19 protein-coding genes and 2 tRNA genes are annotated in these 18,714 nt (G+C 68.4%); 9 read left to right on the top strand and 12 right to left on the bottom strand.

Annotated features, from left to right (window positions below):
- Together AB1609_02660 and AB1609_02665 are read left to right on the top strand one after the other, a co-directional pair.
- Positions 1–628 (top strand): FAD-dependent oxidoreductase (locus AB1609_02660; protein ID MEW6045371.1); only part of this gene is annotated, 628 nt, incomplete at its 5' end.
- A 76-nt stretch (positions 629–704) separates the two neighbouring features.
- Entirely contained in the window at positions 705–1,508 is an 804-nt protein-coding gene (locus tag AB1609_02665) for a VIT1/CCC1 transporter family protein (protein MEW6045372.1), read from the top strand.
- 42 nt (positions 1,509–1,550) lie between these two features.
- On the opposite strand, the gene AB1609_02670 is transcribed toward AB1609_02665, so the two are convergent.
- Positions 1,551–1,982, bottom strand: coding sequence for an EamA family transporter (locus AB1609_02670; GenBank protein ID MEW6045373.1), 432 nt, complete (start codon positions 1,980–1,982; stop codon positions 1,551–1,553).
- Between the two features lie 131 nt (positions 1,983–2,113).
- Between AB1609_02670 and AB1609_02675 the strand changes: the two genes are divergently transcribed.
- A complete protein-coding gene (locus AB1609_02675; GenBank protein ID MEW6045374.1) occupies positions 2,114–3,442 on the top strand; it encodes an amidase domain-containing protein in 1,329 nt (442 codons plus the stop codon).
- Here the strand turns inward: AB1609_02675 and AB1609_02680 are convergent.
- Positions 3,426–4,001, bottom strand: a complete 576-nt coding sequence (locus AB1609_02680) for a GNAT family protein (GenBank protein ID MEW6045375.1) — start codon at positions 3,999–4,001, stop codon at positions 3,426–3,428. The two genes, AB1609_02675 and AB1609_02680, sit on opposite strands and share 17 nt — an antisense overlap.
- Before the next feature lie 218 nt (positions 4,002–4,219).
- Between AB1609_02680 and AB1609_02685 the strand changes: the two genes are divergently transcribed.
- The 3 genes from AB1609_02685 to AB1609_02695 all read left to right on the top strand — a co-directional run bounded on the left by AB1609_02685 (position 4,220) and on the right by AB1609_02695 (position 5,675).
- Positions 4,220–4,696, top strand: a complete 477-nt coding sequence (locus AB1609_02685; protein MEW6045376.1) for an arsenate reductase ArsC — start codon at positions 4,220–4,222, stop codon at positions 4,694–4,696.
- Between the two features lie 84 nt (positions 4,697–4,780).
- Positions 4,781–4,872, top strand: a tRNA-Ser gene (locus AB1609_02690).
- 68 nt (positions 4,873–4,940) lie between these two features.
- Positions 4,941–5,675 (top strand): metallophosphoesterase family protein, encoded by a 735-nt coding sequence (locus AB1609_02695; GenBank protein ID MEW6045377.1) that lies wholly within the window; start codon positions 4,941–4,943, stop codon positions 5,673–5,675.
- A gap of 64 nt (positions 5,676–5,739) precedes the next feature.
- Here AB1609_02695 and AB1609_02700 read toward each other — a convergent pair.
- From AB1609_02700 to AB1609_02745, 10 genes are all read right to left on the bottom strand, one after another.
- A tRNA-Ser gene (locus tag AB1609_02700) sits at positions 5,740–5,834 on the bottom strand.
- Between the two features lie 9 nt (positions 5,835–5,843).
- Positions 5,844–6,467, bottom strand: coding sequence for a hypothetical protein (locus tag AB1609_02705; GenBank protein ID MEW6045378.1), 624 nt, complete (start codon positions 6,465–6,467; stop codon positions 5,844–5,846).
- Between the two features lie 459 nt (positions 6,468–6,926).
- Positions 6,927–8,219 (bottom strand): serine--tRNA ligase, encoded by a 1,293-nt coding sequence (gene serS, locus AB1609_02710; GenBank protein MEW6045379.1) that lies wholly within the window; start codon positions 8,217–8,219, stop codon positions 6,927–6,929.
- A 66-nt stretch (positions 8,220–8,285) separates the two neighbouring features.
- Complete coding sequence (locus AB1609_02715) at positions 8,286–9,656, bottom strand: MFS transporter (GenBank protein ID MEW6045380.1); 1,371 nt, start codon at positions 9,654–9,656, stop codon at positions 8,286–8,288.
- 222 nt (positions 9,657–9,878) lie between these two features.
- Entirely contained in the window at positions 9,879–10,817 is a 939-nt protein-coding gene (locus tag AB1609_02720; GenBank protein ID MEW6045381.1) for a thiamine pyrophosphate-dependent enzyme, read from the bottom strand.
- 9 nt (positions 10,818–10,826) lie between these two features.
- On the bottom strand, positions 10,827–12,122 hold the full coding sequence (porA, locus tag AB1609_02725) for a pyruvate ferredoxin oxidoreductase (protein MEW6045382.1): 1,296 nt from the start codon (positions 12,120–12,122) through the stop codon (positions 10,827–10,829).
- Position 12,123: 1 nt separating this feature from the next.
- Entirely contained in the window at positions 12,124–12,462 is a 339-nt protein-coding gene (locus tag AB1609_02730) for a 4Fe-4S dicluster-binding protein (protein MEW6045383.1), read from the bottom strand.
- The gene (locus tag AB1609_02735) at positions 12,459–13,034 is read right to left on the bottom strand and encodes a 2-oxoacid:acceptor oxidoreductase family protein (GenBank protein ID MEW6045384.1); all 576 of its coding nucleotides are present in this window, start codon (positions 13,032–13,034) and stop codon (positions 12,459–12,461) included. The genes AB1609_02730 and AB1609_02735 overlap by 4 nt, the downstream gene beginning before the upstream one ends.
- 218 nt (positions 13,035–13,252) lie before the next feature.
- Positions 13,253–14,494 carry a serine hydroxymethyltransferase gene (gene glyA, locus AB1609_02740; protein ID MEW6045385.1) on the bottom strand — a complete coding sequence of 414 codons (1,242 nt, stop codon included), beginning with the start codon at positions 14,492–14,494 and terminating at the stop codon, positions 13,253–13,255.
- A gap of 183 nt (positions 14,495–14,677) precedes the next feature.
- The gene (locus AB1609_02745; protein MEW6045386.1) at positions 14,678–16,081 is read right to left on the bottom strand and encodes a TrpB-like pyridoxal phosphate-dependent enzyme; all 1,404 of its coding nucleotides are present in this window, start codon (positions 16,079–16,081) and stop codon (positions 14,678–14,680) included.
- Between the two features lie 124 nt (positions 16,082–16,205).
- Here AB1609_02745 and AB1609_02750 point away from each other — a divergent pair, with 124 nt between their 5' ends.
- The 3 genes from AB1609_02750 to AB1609_02760 all read left to right on the top strand — a co-directional run.
- Entirely contained in the window at positions 16,206–16,886 is a 681-nt protein-coding gene (locus tag AB1609_02750) for an MBL fold metallo-hydrolase (GenBank protein ID MEW6045387.1), read from the top strand.
- A 152-nt stretch (positions 16,887–17,038) separates the two neighbouring features.
- Positions 17,039–17,890, top strand: a complete 852-nt coding sequence (locus AB1609_02755) for a cytochrome c oxidase assembly protein (GenBank protein MEW6045388.1) — start codon at positions 17,039–17,041, stop codon at positions 17,888–17,890.
- Between the two features lie 371 nt (positions 17,891–18,261).
- Positions 18,262–18,714 (top strand): FAD-dependent oxidoreductase (locus AB1609_02760; GenBank protein ID MEW6045389.1); only part of this gene is annotated, 453 nt, incomplete at its 3' end.

Below are 18,714 nucleotides of genomic sequence, written 5' to 3' on the forward strand. Positions count from 1 at the left end.
AGTGCGGGACCGGATACTGTTGTTCGGCACCGGCGTTCCCGGCGAAGCGTACGTCAACGTGACCCGCTGCCTGGGGCGTTCGGCGCTGGACGTGCTGGACGTCAGCGAGGCCGAACTCGAGGGGCGCAGGCAGATGTGGGCGTTCTTCCGGTTCATGAGGGAACGCCTCCCCGGGTTTGCTGGGGCGCGTCTCGAACAGTCGGGGTCCCACATCGGGGTCCGGGAGAGCCGGCGGGTCATTGGCCGGTATGTCATCACGGCTGAGGACCTGATCGAGGGGCGGAGCTTCTCGGAGCCGGTCGCGCTCGGTGCGTACCCGGTGGACGTTCACTCGTCCACGGATGCCACCCTGCAAACGGCCCCGCTCAAGGCGCGCTTCTATCAGATCCCCCGGGAAGCGCTGATCGCCCGGCGCAACGAAAACCTCATGGTCGTGGGACGGTGCACCTCGTCCACCAGCCGGGGGCTTGCGGCGCTGCGGGTATCGCCGATCGCGATGGCCACGGGAGAGGCGGCGGGAAGGCTCGCGGCCCTGGCCTCCCGGAGCCGTCAGGCGCCGGGCGACGTACCGTACCGCCTGCTGCGGCCCTTACTGGCGCTGCAGGCGTTTGGGGCAGCTTCTCGGTAGGGCCAGGGCTCCGGGCCTGGGTCGAGCCGGCAAATCAACAGGATACCCGGGACCGGAGGGGGTCTGTCGCAGTGCCATGAAACGTGTCGACATCGCCCGCAGGGGCTACGAAGAGCGCGACCTCGAACTCTCGCGCCAGGCCCACACCCCGGAGGCCATCCGGCGGGATGTTCGGGCCGCCGAAGAGCGCCACCAGCAAGAGCGGGGCAAGTACCTCAGCGAGGCCGTCTACGGCGCCTCGGACGGCATCGTCACGACCTTTGCCGTGGTGGCCGGCGTGACCGGGGCCGCGCTCTCGCCCGTCATCGTGCTGGTGCTGGGTCTCGCCAACCTGCTGGGCGACGGGTTCTCGATGGCCGCCGGCGCCTACCTGGGCGAACGCTCCCAGCAGGATTACCACCGCAAGGAGCGCGAGCGGGAACTCTGGGAGATCGAGCACTTCCCGGAGGGCGAAGTCGAGGAGGTACGGGAGATTTACCGGGCCAAGGGGTTCCAGGGCGAAGACCTGGAGCGCGCCGTGCGTGTCATCACCGCCGACAAGGAGCGCTGGGCCGAGACGATGATGCGGGAGGAACTGAACATCATTCCGGAGACCAAGGACCCCCTGAAGGCCGGGTTGACCACCCTCATCTCCTTCATCCTCGCCGGGGCCATCCCGCTTTCAGCCTACATCCTTGCCGGCCTTTTCGAACCGCTCAGGGCCCACTCGTTCCTGGCAGCCGTCATGCTGACCAGCGCCTCCATGTTCGCCGTCGGGGCCGCACGTTCGCTCGTCATCCACAAGCCCTGGTACCGGGCAGGCACGGAGATGCTGGCCGTCGGCGGGCTTGCGGCATTCGTCGCTTACATGGTGGGCTACCTGCTCCGCGGCATCGTCTGAGGCTAACCCCGGTTCGGCGGGATCGGCTCCGGTGGCGGCTTGTTAACCCCCAACCCCCCGCCCGACCAGGGCCACCCCCGCCACGATCAGCAGCGTACCTGCCAGCTTCTCCCATGACACCGGTTCCCTCAGCCACAGCGTAGCGGCGGCCACGGTCGCGAGCGGCGACGCCGCCATCACCACCGCCACCGTCGAGGCGTGCCCCTGCTTCAGGGCGGCGTAGTACGCAAGGTCGCCGGCCAGCGTGGCCAGGACCGCCTCGATGCCGATGGGAAGCCACGCCCCTGCCGGGATGCGTTCCAGGTAGCTCCACGAGCCGCTCCCGACGACGAAGCCGACCACCAGCGCCGACGCCATCAGGGTTCGCAGCGCCAGGCCCACTATCGGGTCGATTCCCACAAGCCCGACCTTGCCGGCCACCGGAGCCAGGCCCCAGCAGAGGGCCCCAACAATCGCCAGCCCGACCTCAGACAAGGCGTATGCCCCCTCAAGCCCCGCTTCTGGGCAGGCTATGAACGGTGTGGTTACTCGCATGACGGCCTCGTCCCGTCGCATACCGTCACTTATGCCACACATGGAGGCTTCGGGAGGTCGGGTAGAGGGCGATGTTCGTCGCCGTTCCGCTACGCCGGCTCTTGCTCGTCCTGGCCGTTGCGGTGGGGGCCGCGGTGGCCATTCGCCTGGCCTGGCATCTGCAGCGCCCTGCGAGGGCCACGCCGGACCCCAGGGCAGAGGCCCAGCAGGTGCTGCAGAGGCTCCTCGACGAGCGGGCGAAGTCGCTGCTGGAGTTTGACGACGGGCCGCTGGCCTCGCACTACGACCTCAGCTCCCGGCTCGGCAAGTGGGCCTACGAGCACGAACAGCGGCGGCTCCGGTATCTTCGGGCCTGGACGGAGAAGCGGCGCATCAACCTGGTCAGCGCCCGGTCCGAGGTGCGCGTCACCCGGCTTCAGGTGTCCAAGGACGAGATCTGGGCGAGCCTCATCCAGTCGGCGCGGCTCGGGTACATCTACCGCGATGACCCCACGCTGGAGAAGCACCTGTTCGGCATCGGAACCCGCCACGCCATCCAGCTCGTACGTAAGGACGGGCGGTGGGTCATCCGGCGCGACTGGTACACCGACCCGCTGGACGAGGACGAACTGGTGCCCGAGGTGACGCCTGCCGATGTGACCGCCTCGGGCGGCATCCTCGAACCGTTCGCCCGGCTGGCCGCGTCGGGAGCAGCGCGCTGCTCGCCGCCCGGGGTGGACGAACCGGGCGTCGCGGAGGCACTCCCCGGCACCCGGGTGGACGGCGGCTCGGGCCCGTTCGGGCCGGTCCTCTGGTTGCTCGATCTGCTGGGCAGTATTCCCCGGAAATTGAGCGAACTGGTGTCGTTCACCGCGGGGGCGGCCTCCCGCTCATGGCGGTACAACCGCCAGGCGGCCGCCACCTACGCCCGAACGTACTGTGGCGGCGCGTGGGGGTGTGGCAACGGCGGCCGCTACAACCCACAGTACCGGGACTACACCGATATCGGCGGCGACTGCACCAACTTCGCCTCGCAGGTACTGCACGCAGGCGGGCTGCCCATGGATTCCGCCTGGTACTACCGCAAGGGTTCGGGCGGCAGCCGGGCGTGGGTGCAGACGGGCGGGCTGCTTGACCATCTGCTTGGAACGGGGCGAGCCCGGGTGCTGGTGCGCGGGAAGTACGCGGACGTCGTCATGCCCAATGACCGGTTCCCGAAGGGAGCCATTAACGAGCTGGAACCCGGCGACCTCATCGCCTACCAGGAGAAGGGCCGGGTCGTGCACTTCGGGGCGGTGGTCGGGCGGGACTTTCGCGGGTATACGGTCGTCAACTCCCACACGGCCGACCGCAACGCCGTGCCGTGGGACGTAGGATGGGACCAGGCCACCATCTTCTGGCTGCTCAAGGTACGGGACTGAAGCGTTCGGCCGGAAGCTCCATGATGTGGGAGATGACGCCGTTCATGTGGTCGATCCGGCCGTTCTCACTGAATCCCAGCCCCTGCAGCACCTGCAGCAGAACCGGGTTGGTGCTCAGGCACTCGACCATGACGCGGTTCAGCCCGATTTCGCCGAACACGTAGCGCAAGAGCGTCCGGAGAGCGTCCGCCAGGTAGGGGGCGACGGCCTCGGCGCCCCGGTCGAGCAGCGAGCGGTCCCCCAGCATCGGTTCGATCCACGCTTCGCCGTGGCGCAGGTCGATGCTGTGCAGGTCGAAGTCGCCGACGTAGCGACCTGATTCGTCCTCGATGGCAATCTGGCGGCTCGTCGGGTCCTCCGAGAGGGTCTGGAACCAGCTCCGGATGTCGTAGGGTGTGCGCTCGCCGACGGTCATGCCCAGCGTGGCCACCTGCACGTCGGGGTCGTTGGTCATGGTGAGGCGGGCCGGGAGGTCAGCCTCCGTGAGGCAGCGCAGGCGCACCCGGCCGCCGGCCAGGCTCCACTCTCCGGTAATGGCTGCCAGCGCCTCTTCTCCCATGCCCGGGTCCCTCCCCTGCTCCCCGGTCAGGCTATCCGATGGGCTGGGGCGTGTCAACGCGCCAGCGCCGGCGCGCGGGTGCTGGGCGGGCGAAAAGAAGTCCCGTGGTAGGGCGGCGGCAGAATCACACCCTTTACCAAACCACAACGCGTCTGTAGCCTGTCCGTGGTAGAAGCGGCTCAAGCGGCGCCGGAGCAGTGGGGGGAGGCAACAGGGCGTTGCAAGGTGCAACAGGGTCGGGCCGGGCGCAGTCGAGCCGGCAGCCGGTGCGCGTGCTGTTCGTCTGCACGGGAAACTCAGCCCGCAGCCAGATGGCCGAGGGGTTCGCCAGGGCGTTCGGCGGCGGGGCGGTGGAGGCCCGGTCCGCGGGGCTCGAACCGAAAGGCCTCAACCCTGCTGCGCTGCGAGCGATGGCCGAGATAGGCATCGACATTTCGAGCCAGCGGTCCAAGCCGCTGACGGAATCGGACCTCGCGTGGGCCGACGTGGTCGTGACGCTTTGCGGGGATGCACGGGATCGCTGCCCGGTCCTGCCCCCCCGAACCCGGGCGCTCCACTGGCCGCTGCCGGACCCGGCTGCTGTGACAGGAGCGCCGGAGGAGGTCATGGGCGCGTTCAGGGCCGTGCGTGACCGGATCGAACGCGAGGTGCGCCGGCTCGTGGCCGGGCTGGCCGCGGAGCAGCAGGTTCGCTGAACGCTTGCGGGCTCGCCAGCGGCGATCCGGGCGCCCTGCGGCGCATGGTATAATCTAGCTGCCGCCGGGCCGCCTGCGGTTTGCGGAGGGGTGTCTGAGCGGACGAAAGAGGCGGTCTTGAAAACCGTTGAGGGCCTTGGGTCCCTCCGGGGGTTCGAATCCCTCCCCCTCCGCCACCTTTCGTCGCACGTCTGCGATTCACGTCCGGGGGGCGCCGCACGGGCGCCTTGGGGGTGTTGCCGAGGTGGAGGCGCTCATCGCCTTCGTCTCCGACATTCACGCCAACCGCCCGGCGCTCGATGCTGTCCTTCAGGACATGGCCCGGTTTTCGCCCTCGCAGGTGTACAACCTCGGTGATACGGTCGGTTACGGGCCACATCCGGATACGTGCATCGAGTGGGCGCGCGACCATGCGTCCGTTTCCCTGCTCGGTAACCACGACGCCGCCTGTGTGGGGCTGCTGGCGCTCGAGTGGTTCAACCCGTGGGCCCGGGAAGCCGTCGAGTGGACGGCGGCCCGGCTATCGACGGACTTGCGGCTGTGGCTCCAGGCACGGCCGCATACTTACCGGTTCCCGGGGGGCGCTCTGCGAATCCTGCTGGCGCACGGCACGCCCCGGCACCCGGTGACGGAGTACGTGAACCCGGAAGGGGCGGCGCAGATCCTGAGAGACGAGGATCCGGGCTTCGACGTGTGCTTCGTGGGGCACACCCACCTGATGGGCGTCTACACCCGGCAGGGCTACCGGCCGCTGTATGAGAGCGCCGAGCTCGAGCTTTCGGCCCCCTGCATCGTCAATGCGGGAAGCGTGGGGCAGCCCCGGGACGGCCGCCCGGAAGCGGGGTACGTGCTGTTCGATCCGCATGCCAGGCGCCTCATCGCCCGGCGCATCCCCTACCCGGTGGCGGCCACCCAGCAGGCCATCCTGGCGGCGGGTCTGCCGTCGATCCTGGCGGAACGGCTCGCTGTGGGACGCTGAAGCCTAGGCGGTTCTGGGCTGACTGGCTATACGTCTCCTCCGGAACCACAAGCATCCAAAAAAGTGGCGGAGCGGGAGGGATTTGAACCCTCGAGGCGCTATTAGTAACGCCTATCGGTTTAGCAAACCGACGCCTTAGGCCACCTAGGCTACCGCTCCGCATTACTATTAGCGTCTGGCTCGGGTGAGCCAGCCGATGTAACAGGCCTCGCGTTCCCTGGCAGATCCTGACGCGGAACCGCTCCCCGAGCGACGGGTGTAGTCTAGCATCGTGCTCGTTGCACTGTCAACCGAACTTTCGTCCGCGGATCGGGCCAACCCCTCGATAAAACGCGGTACATCGACCCACCCTTTGGCGAGTCGGTAGAAGGTCTGCTTCCCGGTCAAGACGACGAGCTTCCCTGGGTGCCGCTCACGAAAACAACGGATCTTATGAGCCGAGTCGGGGTCAAGATACCCTTTCACCTCGATGAAGAGGCCCAGGTCAGGCAGGTAGAAGTCGGGGAAGTATCGATGCTGCTTCCCATCCCGCCCCCGGTACGGATAACCCCTTCGGTTTCGCTGCCACCGGATGCCGGCCTGATCGAGGAGCTTTGCTACGAGCAGCTCCCAGGTCCCGTCCAACCTGACCCGGCCCGCATACGGTGATTCGTAGCAGATCTTCTTGCACCGTCCGCCCGTCGCCACCCATCCTCGTGCATAACGTTCGTGCATCAAGCGGCTCAGCTTCTGGCGCACTTCGGCCGTGTGGGGGCGGCCGTTGAACTTGCCCTGCTTTCTTGCAACTGCCAACGCCTCACGATACGTACGGAACCGGATTCCGTGAGCGAGGCAGAAGTTGCGGAGGGCGGCGCCGCCGCTGTACCCAAGAAGGCGAGCTACCTCCTCAGTGGACATCCCCTGCTGCCAGTGGTATTGCTCAACCGCACACCGAACACGCTCGAGCCGGCTTCGTTCGGGGGAATCTGGCGCGCGCCGCTTCTCCTCCCAACGCCGAAGGGCGATTACCCCACCCTTTTTACCTCCGAGTTGACGTCCCCAATTGTCAGATCTGAGCTCAGAGCCCGGCGGAAGGCTCACCCCGTAAGTCTTTACTCAGTCGAGAGCCACCTCCGCGGACATCGTGCTGAGTTCTTTGTGCCACCTCTTCAAACGAGAATAGCAAACGTCTGTTCGGCATTCAACCGACAGGAAAGGGTCGAAGTGCCTGTGCTGAAAAGGGATGGGGGTGGTCCTGTGGACGGCTCGGGCTTATGACTGTGAGTCAGCCGGAATCCGGCTCAGGCCGCCCATGTACGGCCGCAGGGCCTCGGGAATGGTGACGCTGCCGTCCTCGTTCTGGTAGTTCTCCAGGACGGCGGCCAGCGTGCGCCCCACGGCGAGCCCCGAACCGTTCAGCGTGTGCACGTACTCGGGCTTCGCGCCCGGCGCCCGGCGGAACCGGATGTTCGCCCGCCTGGCCTGGAAGTCCTCGAAGTTGCTGCAGGACGAGATCTCGACGTAGCGCCCGTAGCTCGGCATCCAGACCTCGGGGTCGTACTTCTTGGCCGCCGCAAAGCCCACGTCTGCCGTGCACATCTGCGTGACCCGGTAAGGCAACTCGAGGCGCCGCAGGATGTCCGTGGCGTCCTCGACCAGCGACTCGAGTTCGTCGTACGAGGTCTCGGGCAGGACGAACTTGACCAGCTCCACCTTGTTGAACTGGTGCTGCCGGATGAGCCCCCGGGTGTCCCGCCCGGCCGCCCCGGCCTCCTTGCGGAAGCACGCCGAGTACGCGGCGTACTTCCTCGGCAGTTCGCTGGCCTCCAGCACCTCGTCCCGGTGCAGGTTGGTCACGGGCACCTCAGCGGTCGGGATCAGGTAGTAATCCAGCCCCTCGACCTTGAACATGTCCTCGGCAAACTTGGGAAGCTGCGCCGTGCCGGTCATGCTGTCCCGGTTGACCAGAAACGGCGGGAAGATCTCCTCATACCCGTGCTCCTGGGTGTGCACGTCCAGCATGAAGCTGACGAGCGCCCGCTCCAGCTTCGCCCCGAGCCCCCGCAGCACGGTGAACCGGGCACCCGCCACCTTCGCGGCCCGCCCGAGATCCAGGATCCCCAGCCGCTCGCCGATCTCCCAGTGCGGCCTCGGCTCGAACGCAAAGCGGCGCGGCTCACCCCATCGCCGCACCTCGACGTTGTCCGCATCGCTTCTCCCGAACGGGACGGACTCGTGCGGAATGTTAGGAATCGTCAGCAAAAGCTCGCTCAGGCGCTGCTCCAGCCGGCGGGTCTCCTCCTCCAGTGCCTGCATCCGCCCGCCCAGTTCCCGCACCTCGGCCGCTTTCTCCTCGGCTTCCTTCGCCCTTCCCGCCCGCTTGAGCTGCCCCACGAGCTGCGACTCCCGGTTGCGCTGCGCCCTCAGTCCCTCAAGCTCCGTCAGCAGTTCCCGCCAGCGCGCGTCGGTAGCCAGGAGCTCGTCCAGCGGCACGTCTTCACCCCGGCGCCGCATGGCCTCCCGAACCAGGTCAGGGTGCGTCCGGATCCGCTTGAGATCGAGCATGATTCCCACCCCGTACACGAAGAAAAAAGGCGGCGCCGAAGGCTCGGGCGCGTCTTCGATGCCATTCTACCGGCGCGCCGCCCCGCCGGACAACCACCGGTCACGCGCCGAGAAAAGCCGCGCCCGCTTCCACGCCACCCGCATGCCGCTCCACCTGGCGAACAGTGCCAGCGACGCCAGCCGAAACACGCCCGACAGCGCCATCACCGGCGCCGTCCCCACGTACTCGGCGAGCCACCCCCCGAGAATCGGCCCTGCCGACGCTGCGACCCCGACGCCCAGGTTGAACACCGCCACGTAGGACGGCCGCCGGCTGTCCGGCGTCACCTCCAGGATCAGGTTGAACGCGGCGAGGTTGTAGCCCGCCCACGCCAGCCCGCCCACCACGTTGATGGCCACGACCCACTCAGACGACGGGATGATGGCCCACCAGACGGGCAGCATCGCCGCCCACACGCCCGACCATATCATGACGGGCCGTTGCCCGACCCGGTCGCACAGACGGCCCCAGTACCGCTGCCCCAGGATGGTGGTGAGGAACGTCGCGCCGTTGGCGATGCCCCACAGCTCCTCCGTGCCGTAAAGCTGCTGGGTGAAGTGCACCGGGAACAGGGCAATGGGCAGGTGCACCGCGGTATTCCATAAAAACGCGGCCACGGCGTACTCGTAAAAGCCGGGCGCCTCGCTCTTCCACCGGGCCGGGCCGCCGGCCAGCCAGTCAGAAGCGAACAGCATCCGCCGCTGCCCGGGGGCATCCCGGGCGGGTGTCCCGCCGGCAGAGCCGGCCCCGGGGGCCACCCTGGTTTGGGCGGCCGGGTCGTGGACCGGCAGGATAACCAGCAGCGAGAAAATCCCGATGAACCATGCGGCGCCGAACGCCACAGCGTAGCCGGCAGGGTAGCCAAACCCCTTGATGAGGTACCCCGCCACCACCGACGCCGCCAGCGCCACCAGGTTGGCGAGGATGTTGCGCAGTGCAAAGTAGGCGCCCCGCCAGCTCCGGTGGGTCAGGTTGGCCATGAGCGACGTCCACGCCGGGATCGCAATGGCCATCCCGAGCCCCCGGAACGATACGAGCGCCAAAAGCGAGTAGATGAGCCAGGTCCGGTCGTGAATCAGCCACGGCAGCGCCGCCATCGGCACCCAGACCCAGCGTACGATGGTGTTGCCGATGATCCATAAAAGCTTGTTCTTGCCCGTGCGCTCGGCGAGGCGCCCGAAGGGAAGCTGAAAGGAGTTGGCGAGCAGGTTGGGGATCGCCGTGAGGAGGCTGACCTCGAGCGCCGACGCCCCCATCGCCACCGCGAAGAGAGCGACGTAGTTGATGCCGAGGTTCTCGCTGGCCGCGGCCAGGGTGCCCTCGGCGGTGCTATAGGCAAGAGAGCGCCTCAGCCACTGGCTCCCGCCAGAGGGCCATAGCCTGCGCCGCACGCCCACCCCGCCCCAACCTCCCCGGCGAATGACTGACGGTCAGTCGGACCGACTGACCGTCAGTCGCTCTCGTTCACTCCAAGCCGGCCCCTGGAACGCGGCGCGGATCTTATCCTTCCCCTTGCAGCCGTGCAAGTCCCCCGGAACGCCTTCCATAAAGCTCCGGGTCGAGCCGGAGGCCGGCCCGACCCGGAACGAGTGACGTGCGACGCGCCGGCGGGCCCGGCCTCAGGCTTTGCCATCCTTGCCCAGCCCGGCCCTGGCCAGCAGCGCCTGCCACTGTTCGTCCACGTCTTTCTGGATGGCAGCGAGAAGCTGCCCGGTCTCATCCTCGAAGACGTGGCGGAAGCGCTCCTGGGGCTTCAGGTACTCCTCGATCGCCAGCTTGTTCTTGGGAACGTACGTGACCTTCCACTGGCCGTGGTCCACCTCGAACAGCGGCCAGGCGCACGTCTCGGCGGCCAGTTCGGCCAGGCGGATGGTCTGCGACGGATCCGTCCCCCACCCGAGCCGGCACGGGGCCAGCACGTTGATGAAGGACGGGCCGTCCACCTCCGTGGCGCGCTTCACCTTGCGCGTCAGGTCCTGCCAGTGGGCGATGGTCGACTGGGCCACGTACGGAATACCGTGCGCCGCCATGATGGCCGTGAGGTCCTTGCGGCGCTGCTGCTTGCCGGGCACCACGTCGCCCGCCGGCGACGTGGTGGTGGAAGCCCCGAAGGGCGTGGCCGAGGACCGCTGGATGCCGGTGTTCATGTAGGCCTGGTTGTCGTAGCAGACGTACAGGAACCGGTGGCCGCGTTCCACCGCGCCCGACAGCGACTGCAGCCCGATGTCGTACGTGCCGCCGTCGCCGCCGAACGCCACGAAGCGGATCTCCCTGTCGATCTTCCCTTTGCGCCGCAGCGCCTGGTAGGCGGCCTCCACGCCCGAGATGGTGGCCGCCGCGTTTTCGAAGGCGTTGTGGATGAACGGGACGGTCCACGCCGTGTTGGGGTACGTGGTGGTGGTGACCTCCATGCACCCGGTCGCGCCCGCCACCACCACGGGCTCGTCGATGGACATCAGCACCAGCCGGACGGCCTGCGGGAATCCGCACCCCGCGCACGCGCTGTGGCCGCCGGTCAGGGGATTCGGTCGCCGCGCCAGTTCCTTGAGAGTAGGCATCGCTCCAAATCACCTCTCACCGAGTTTGGCAGCACCGTGGCGGTGCGGCGAGCCGTTCTGCCCCGGCTCCCGCACGCCCAGGTAGTGACCCGCCAGGGCCGCATCGGCGACCACCTCGGCGTAGTTGTCCCGGGCGCGCCGCGCAAGCTCGGCCAGGTCCTCGTATACGGATTCGATCATCTCAGGAGTGGTGTCCCGGCCGCCGAGGCCGTAGACGTACCCCGTCATCACCGGCGGATCCGGCAACCCGTACAGGGCCGCCTTGGTCTCGGCGAACACCGGCCCGCCAAGCCCGCCGGAGACGCTATCCGACCGGTCGAGTACGCCCACGGCCCGGGTGCCGCGCAGCAGATCCCGGAGGTTCTGCGCCGGGAACGGCCGGAAGACCCGGATCTTCACGAGCCCGGCCTTGACCCCCCGGTTGCGCAGTTCATCGACCACGACCTTGGCGGTGCCGGCCGTGGAGCCGAGCACCACGACGGCAAGTTCCGCGTCGTTCATGCGGTAGGGCTCGGTGAGGCCGTAGTAGCGCCCGGAGAGCCGCCCGAACGCCTCACCGACGTCGGCGATCACGCGACGGGCGTTAACCATGGCCTCGGCGAGCTGGCGCTTGACCTCGAAGTAGCTGTTCTGGAGCGCCAGGGCCCCGACAGTCATGGGCCGCTCCACGTCGAGCAGGTACCGTTCCGGCTCGTACGTGCCCACGAACTGCTGCACCTCGGCGTCGGTCAGGACCTCGACGATCTCCATGCCGTGGGTGATGATGAAGCCGTCCTGCGTCACCTGGACCGGCAACCGCACCGACGGATCCTCGGCGATGCGCACGGCCTGGATCAGGTTGTCGTACGCCTCCTGGGCGTTCTCGGAGAAGATCTGAATCCAGCCGGCGTCGCGAGACCCCATCGTGTCGCTGTGGTCACCGTGGATGTTGATGGGGCCCGACAGCGCCCGGTTGGCGACGGGCATCACGATGGGGAGCCGGTAGCCCGACGCCACGTACAGGATTTCGTGCATCAGGGCGAAGCCGGGCCCGGATGTGGCCGTCATGGCCCGCGCACCCGCGGCCGAGGCCCCGACCACGGCGCTCAGCGCGGAGTGCTCGCTTTCCACCGGGACGAACTCCGTCTGCACGACCCCGTCGGACACGTAGCGGGCAAACCGCATGACGATGTCGGTTTGGGGCGTGATGGGGTAGGCGGCCACCACGTCCGGGTGGATCTGCCGCATCGCCTCTGCGGTCGCCTCCGCGCCCGTCATGGTCATCCGGCGGCGCTGTGTGACGACGTGCCCGTTGACCCCACCCATCTCAGCCCTCAACCCCTTCCGGGACCATCTGGATGGCGTGCACCTTCGGCGGGCAGACCTGCTCGCAGATGCCGCAGCCCTTGCAGTGGTCGTAATCGAAGCCGGTGACCTTTTCCCCGTCCAGGATCACGGCGGAGTCGGGGCACCAGATCCAGCACCGCAGGCAGTGGATGCACCGCGAAAGGTCGATGACCGGCATCTTCCCCGTTCGCCAGGCGCCCGTCTTCACCGAGGCCGCCGTACCGCCGCGAGGCACGAGCCCGCCTTCCGCCATCTCCGTCCAGGGCAGCGTGACGCTGGCCTGTTTCTCGCTGGAAACGGCCTTCCCGGGAGCATTCATCGCGCCTTTACCTCCTCGTACGCCTGCTCGATGGCCGCCAGGTTCGCTTCCACAAGCTGGGCGCGCCCGTGGAACTTCTCGCCGAGGTTGTCGCGCATGACGTCGAGCAGCATCTTCCTGGGAAGCAGATCGGCGGCCGCCACCAGCGCGCCCAGCATCGGTGTGTTGGGGATGTTGCGCTTCAGGGTCGCCATGGAGATGCGGGCCGCGTCCACCGTCAGCACCCGGATGGGCCGGCCGTTGAGCTTGAGCTGGCGGCGCACTTCGTCGGCCGCCCGGCCCGTGTTGACCAGGATCAGCCCGTCGTCGGGTACGCCCGCCGCCAGGTCGACGGCTGCCGCCAGCGTCAGATCGAGCACGACGACGTAGCGCGGCCGGGTAACCGGCGAGTGCAGGCGAATGGGCTGGTCCGAGACGCGGTCGTACGCGACGACGGGAGCCCCCGTACGCTCCGGCCCGTATTCGGGGAAGGCCTGGACGTACTTCCCCGTCGTGGCCAGCGCTTCCCCCAACAAAAACGCGGCGGTCTTGGCTCCCTGCCCGCCGCGTCCGTGCCAGCGGATCTCCAGCATATGGCCCCACGCACCCCTCTACCTCTTCTCCGGCGTCCGAAGCGCTTCGAGCGGCGTTGCGCGCGTCGAGCCGGGGGCGCCGCCCTGCGCCTGAGAAACCGGGTTTTTACCGTTGCTATATTGTGAAGGTATTCACAAATCCTCCCGCGCCAAACCCGCGCCCAACGCCCCGCCGTGGCGCCCCCCCGGCGCTCCACACTGCCTGCCGCTGCCACCCGCTAGAGCAGGCGGCCGGCGTAAATCGGGAACTGACGGCACAGATCGCCCACCTCACCCAGCACCCGGCGATGCCGCTCCTCGTCGTGCGGGTGGCTCAGCACCTCGTCGATGAGCGCGGCGATCTGCACCATCTCGCGGGAGCCCATACCCCTCGTGGTGACCGCCGGCGTCCCGATGCGGATGCCGCTTGCCACCGTCGGGGGGTGGGGGTCGAACGGAATGGCGTTCTTGTTGACCGTGATGCCGGCGGCGTCCAGTAACGCTTCCGCCTCCTTGCCGGTCAGGTTCCTGGAACGCTGCACGTCCACCAGCATCAGGTGATTGTCAGTCCCGCCGGAGACCAGCCGGTAGCCCCGTTCCATCAACGCGTCGGCCAGCGCCGACGCGTTGGCCACGATCCGGCGCTGGTACTCCTTGAACTCCGGCGTCATCGCCTCCTTCAGTGCGACGGCTTTGGCCGCGATGACGTGCATCAGCGGCCCGCCCTGTGTGCCCGGGAAGACCGCCCTGTCCAGCGGCTTGGCAAGCTGGGCGCGGCAAAAGACCAGCCCGCCCCTCGGTCCCCGCAGGGTCTTGTGGGTGGTCGTCGTCACGAACTCGCTGTAGGGGATGGGGCTCGGGTGCAACCCTGCCGCCACCAGGCCGGCGATGTGCGCCATGTCCACCATCACGGCCGCCCCGACCTCGTCGGCGATCCGCCGCAGCGCTTCGAAGTGGATCACCCGCGGGTAGGCGCTTGCCCCCGCCACGATGAGCTTGGGGCGGTGCTGGCGGGCAAGCTCCCTCACCTGGTCGTAGTCGATACGCTCCGTGTCGGGCCTGACCCCGTAGTGTACGAAGCGGAACCATGCACCCGAAATGTTGACCGGGCTTCCGTGCGTCAGGTGCCCGCCGTGGGCCAGGTTCATGCCCAGCACGGTATCGCCTGGCTGAAGCGCCGCGAAGTAAACGGCGGCGTTGGCCTGGGCACCCGAGTGGGGCTGGACGTTGACATGCTCCGCGCCAAAAAGCGCCTTGGCCCGCTCGATGGCCAGGCGTTCGGCGATGTCCACGAACTTGCAACCGCCGTAGTAGCGCCGCCCGGGCAGCCCTTCTGCGTACTTGTTGGTCAGGACCGACCCCTGAGCCCGCATCACGGCGGGGCTTGCGTAGTTCTCGGAGGCGATGAGTTCGAGGCGCTCTTCCTGCCGGCGCAACTCCTTGAAGATCGCCTCGGCGATCTCCGGGTCGACGGAAGCGATAACCGGGTCAAGCTGGCCTTTCTCGCTCACCGCGGCCCCGGCCGCCCGGTGGGCCTCGTCCAAAGCGGCGCCTCCTCGCGTGATAACGTCGCTCCAGTGCTTCACTATAGCACAGCCGCGACCGCACCTGAAGGGGCGCCCGCCCGGGACGGCCGCCCCACTCCGGCCCGAGTGCCCCGCCGGTCATGCCCGGCCCGGCACCTGCGGAAGCTCGGCGAGAGCCCGTTCCACCAGCTGCGCCGGGTACTCGTAGTCCTCCAGCTTGCCGGCGAGGTAAGCGTCGTAGGCGCCCAGGTCGAAGTCGCCGTGCCCGCTGAGGTTGAACAGGATGACCCGTTCGACGCCCTCCTCGCGGGCCTTCACCGCCTCGTCGATGGCGGCCCGGACGGCGTGGGCCGACTCAGGAGCCGGCAGCAACCCCTCACTCCGGGCGAACTGCAGCGCCGCCTCGAAGACGGCGATCTGCGGGTAGGCCCGCGCCTCCACGAACCCGTCCTCGAACAACCGGCACACCAGCGGCGCATCCCCGTGGTACCTGAGCCCCCCGGCATGGATGGCAGGCGGCACGAAGTTGTGCCCCAGGGTGTACATGTGCAGGAGCGGCGTGAGGCCCGCGGTGTCCCCGAAGTCGTAGCGCAGTTGCCCGCGGGTCAGCGTCGGGCACGCCGTCGGCTCCACCGCCAGGGCCCGCACCGGGCGGCGCCCCTGCAGCCGGTCCATCAGGAACGGAAAGCTGATCCCGGCAAAGTTGCTGCCGCCGCCGATGCACCCGATGACCACGTCGGGGTACTCGCCGACGGCCTCGAGCTGCTTCTTCGCCTCGAGCCCGATGACGGTCTGGTGCAGCAGGACGTGGTTGAGCACGCTTCCCAGCGAGTAGTTGGTGTCCGGGTGCGTGGCGGCGTCCTCCACGGCCTCGCTGATGGCAATCCCCAGGCTGCCCGGCGAGTCCGGGTCCTTCTCCAGCACGTGCCGGCCGGCGGCGGTGAGCGAGGTGGGGCTTGCGTGCACCGTCGCGCCCCACACCTCCATGAGGGAACGGCGGTACGGCTTCTGGTGGTAGCTCACCTTGACCATGTAGACCGTGCACTCGAGGCCGAACTGCGAACAGGCGAACGCCAGCGCCGACCCCCACTGGCCCGCTCCGGTCTCCGTGGCCAGCCGCCGGACGCCCTCCTTCATGTTGTAGTAGGCCTGGGCCACGGCGGTGTTGGGCTTGTGGCTCCCGGCCGGGCTCGTGCCCTCATACTTGTAGTAGATGCGGGCCGGCGTCTTGAGCGCCTCTTCGAGCCTCACGGCCCGGTAAAGCGGGGTCGGGCGCCAGAGGCGGTAGACGTCGAAGACCGGTTGGGGGATGTCGACCCAGCGCTGCGTGGACGCTTCCTGCTCGATAAGCCCTCGCGGGAAGATCGGCGCCAGGTCGTCCGGCGTGACGGGGTTGCCGGTGGCCGGGTGCAGCGGCGGCTCGGGAAGCCGGGGCATGTCCGCGGCCACGTTGTACCACCGCCGCGGGATCGCGCTCTCGTCCAGGACGATCCGGCGAGCCGTCGAACCATTGGGAGAAGGGCGGATCAAGCCGGAAGGCAAGGGACATCTCTCCTCTCTCGTCTCGTCTGCCTCGCCTGGCTCGGCTCGAAGGGCGACGAAGCAGGCTTGAAGGCCCAAATTCGACTCGGCGCAGCCACTTCCTTCCGCCGCGGAGAGGACGGTGATGGGAGCCGCGATGGGACCGGCGATGGATCCAGAGGCGATCCGAATCGTCACGGCGGCCGTTGGGCCCCTGGAGGCCAACTGTCACCTCATCCTGGAACTGCCGAGCCGCCAGGCCGCCGTCATCGACCCCGGCAGCGAGCCCGAACGCATCCTCAAAGAATTGGAGGGCTTCCAGGTCGCGTGGATCCTGGCGACGCACGCCCACTTCGACCACGTGGGCGCCCTGCGGGCCATCCGCGAAAAGACCGGTGCCCCGTTCCTGCTGCACCCGGCCGACCGGGAGCTGCTCGCCTACGCCCCTGACGCGGCCACGCTCTTCACCGGCGCGGCCATCCCCGAACCTCCTCCACCGGACGGCCCCCTGGCGCACGGGCAGCGCATCCGGCTCGGCCGCGTCACGCTGGAGGTTCGGCACACCCCGGGGCACAGCCCGGGCAGCGTCAGTTTCATCCTGGCCGAACCGCGCCCCGTGGCGTTTACCGGGGACACCCTGTTCGCAGGCAGCGCCGGGCGAACCGACCTGCCGGGCGGAAGCGCCGAACTGCTCCTGCGCTCCATCCACCGGCAACTCCTGACGCTGCCCGATGCCTGCCGGGTCTACCCCGGGCACGGCCAGGCCACGACCATCGGGGCCGAGCGCCGCACCAATCCCTTCCTGCAGGGCTACGCCGGCGGCTGACGGCTATCGGGCGCATCCGTCGTGGCCGCGCCGTACTGCTCGCCGATGCGCTGCCGGGCTTCGCCGGCGCCGAGGGCGGCGAGGTAGGCCTTCCTGGCAGACCGCGGCTCTGATGGGCTATAGTACTTTGTCACCCGCAGGCAGGAGGTCACATGCACCTGGCAGGCATTGCGCTCGCGCACGGCCGGGAGGTTCACGCGGAAGCGATCCTGCGGTGGACCGACTGGCGGCTTGACCCGAGCGTGGCTCTGGGCCTGGCGCTGCTCGCGTGGGCCTACCGCCGGGCAAGCACCCGGTTCGCCGTGGAGAAGAGACGGGCCGCCGCCTTCTGGGCCGGCCTTCTGGCGATCTTCGTCGCCCTGGAATCACCGCTCGACCGGGGTGGGGACCACTTCCTGTTCACGCTGCACATGATCCAGCACTCGCTGCTCATGACGGTGGCAGCGCCGCTTTTGGCCGTAGCGACGCCCCCGGAGGCCATCGTGTGGGCGCGGCGCATTCATCGGGCGGCCGGTGCCGTGATCGGGTGGGTCAGCCGGGGAGTGCCCGGCTTCGCGGTGTACAACCTGGGGCTCGTCCTGTGGCACCTGCCGGCGCTTTACGAGGCCGCGCTGCGAAGCGAGGCGGTTCACCTCGCGCAGCACGTATCGTTCCTGTTGCTGGCGTACCTCTTCTGGGTGGCGATCCTGGGCGAGCCGGGCAGCATGGGGCCGCCGGCGCCTGTTCGCCTGGCGCTCGTGGCAGGATCGATGGTGGTCAACTGGGCGCTCAGCTTCACCCTCGCGCTGGCCGGAAGGCCCATCTACCCTACCTACGCGGAGGCTCCCCGCCTGTGGGGCCTGGACCCCGAAGCCGATCTGGCGCTGGGTGCCGGGCTCATGTGGGAGATGGGCAACATGGCATACGGCGTCGCTGCCGTGCTGCTACTGCGCCGGTACCTGAAGCGGGACGTTGCCCGCCTGGGAGCGGGCGAGACGGTTGAGGGGCCGCAGGCGGCGGAGTAGGAGCCAGGGGAAAAGGGACGGGCAGCCGGCCTCAGAGGGCGCTTCGGGGGACGGCTGCGGGGTTGGACCTGGGGGCGCCTTCGCGGCTTGCTGCCCGCCTCACATAGTGCTAACCGTTCGTAAGCACTTTACCAGGCGAGGTACCCCATGCCACAAGGGTCGGATGTCCCTGCCCGCGAGGACATTTGTCCCTTCCTGCGTCGCGCCAGGCCGCCCGGCACCTGCCGCCCGCGGAGGCGAGACCCCAGGCTCCGCGGCGGCCAGCCTGTCCACCTCCGGAGGCGGTGGAAGGTTGACGTACCATACCCCCTAGGGTACTCTGGTTAATCGGGTAAAGTTTTCAGTCTGCCACAGGGAGGGTTCCGGTCCGCATGGAGCTCCAGGTCGGTCTCAACGGGTTTTCGGCCCAGGCGATGGACTCGCCTGAGACGGCTTATGACGTGGCCATCATCGGGGGCGGCCCCGCGGGCCTGAGCGCGGCGCTTTACGCGGCCCGGGCGGGCCTGCGGACGGTGGTGCTTGACAAGAACCCACGGGCCAGCGCCCTCGGAATGACGGAGCACATCGAGAACTACCCGGGCGTTTTGGGAGTGATCTCCGGGCTCGAACTGCTCGAACGCCTCCGCGCCCAGGCGCAGCAGTTCGGCGCGCAGATCGTGACGGCGCAGGTGCTGTCGGCGGACGTTCTGGTGGACCCCAAGGAGGTCATCGCCTCCACCGGCACGTACCGGGCGAGGGCCGTCATCGTGGCCACCGGGGCCATGGGGCGCAAGCACGCCCTGCGGGGCGAAGAAGCGTTCACCGGCCGGGGCGTCAGCTACTGC

It is taken from the genome of Bacillota bacterium (genome assembly GCA_040754675.1).
GTDB lineage: Bacteria > Bacillota > Limnochordia > Limnochordales > Geochordaceae > Geochorda.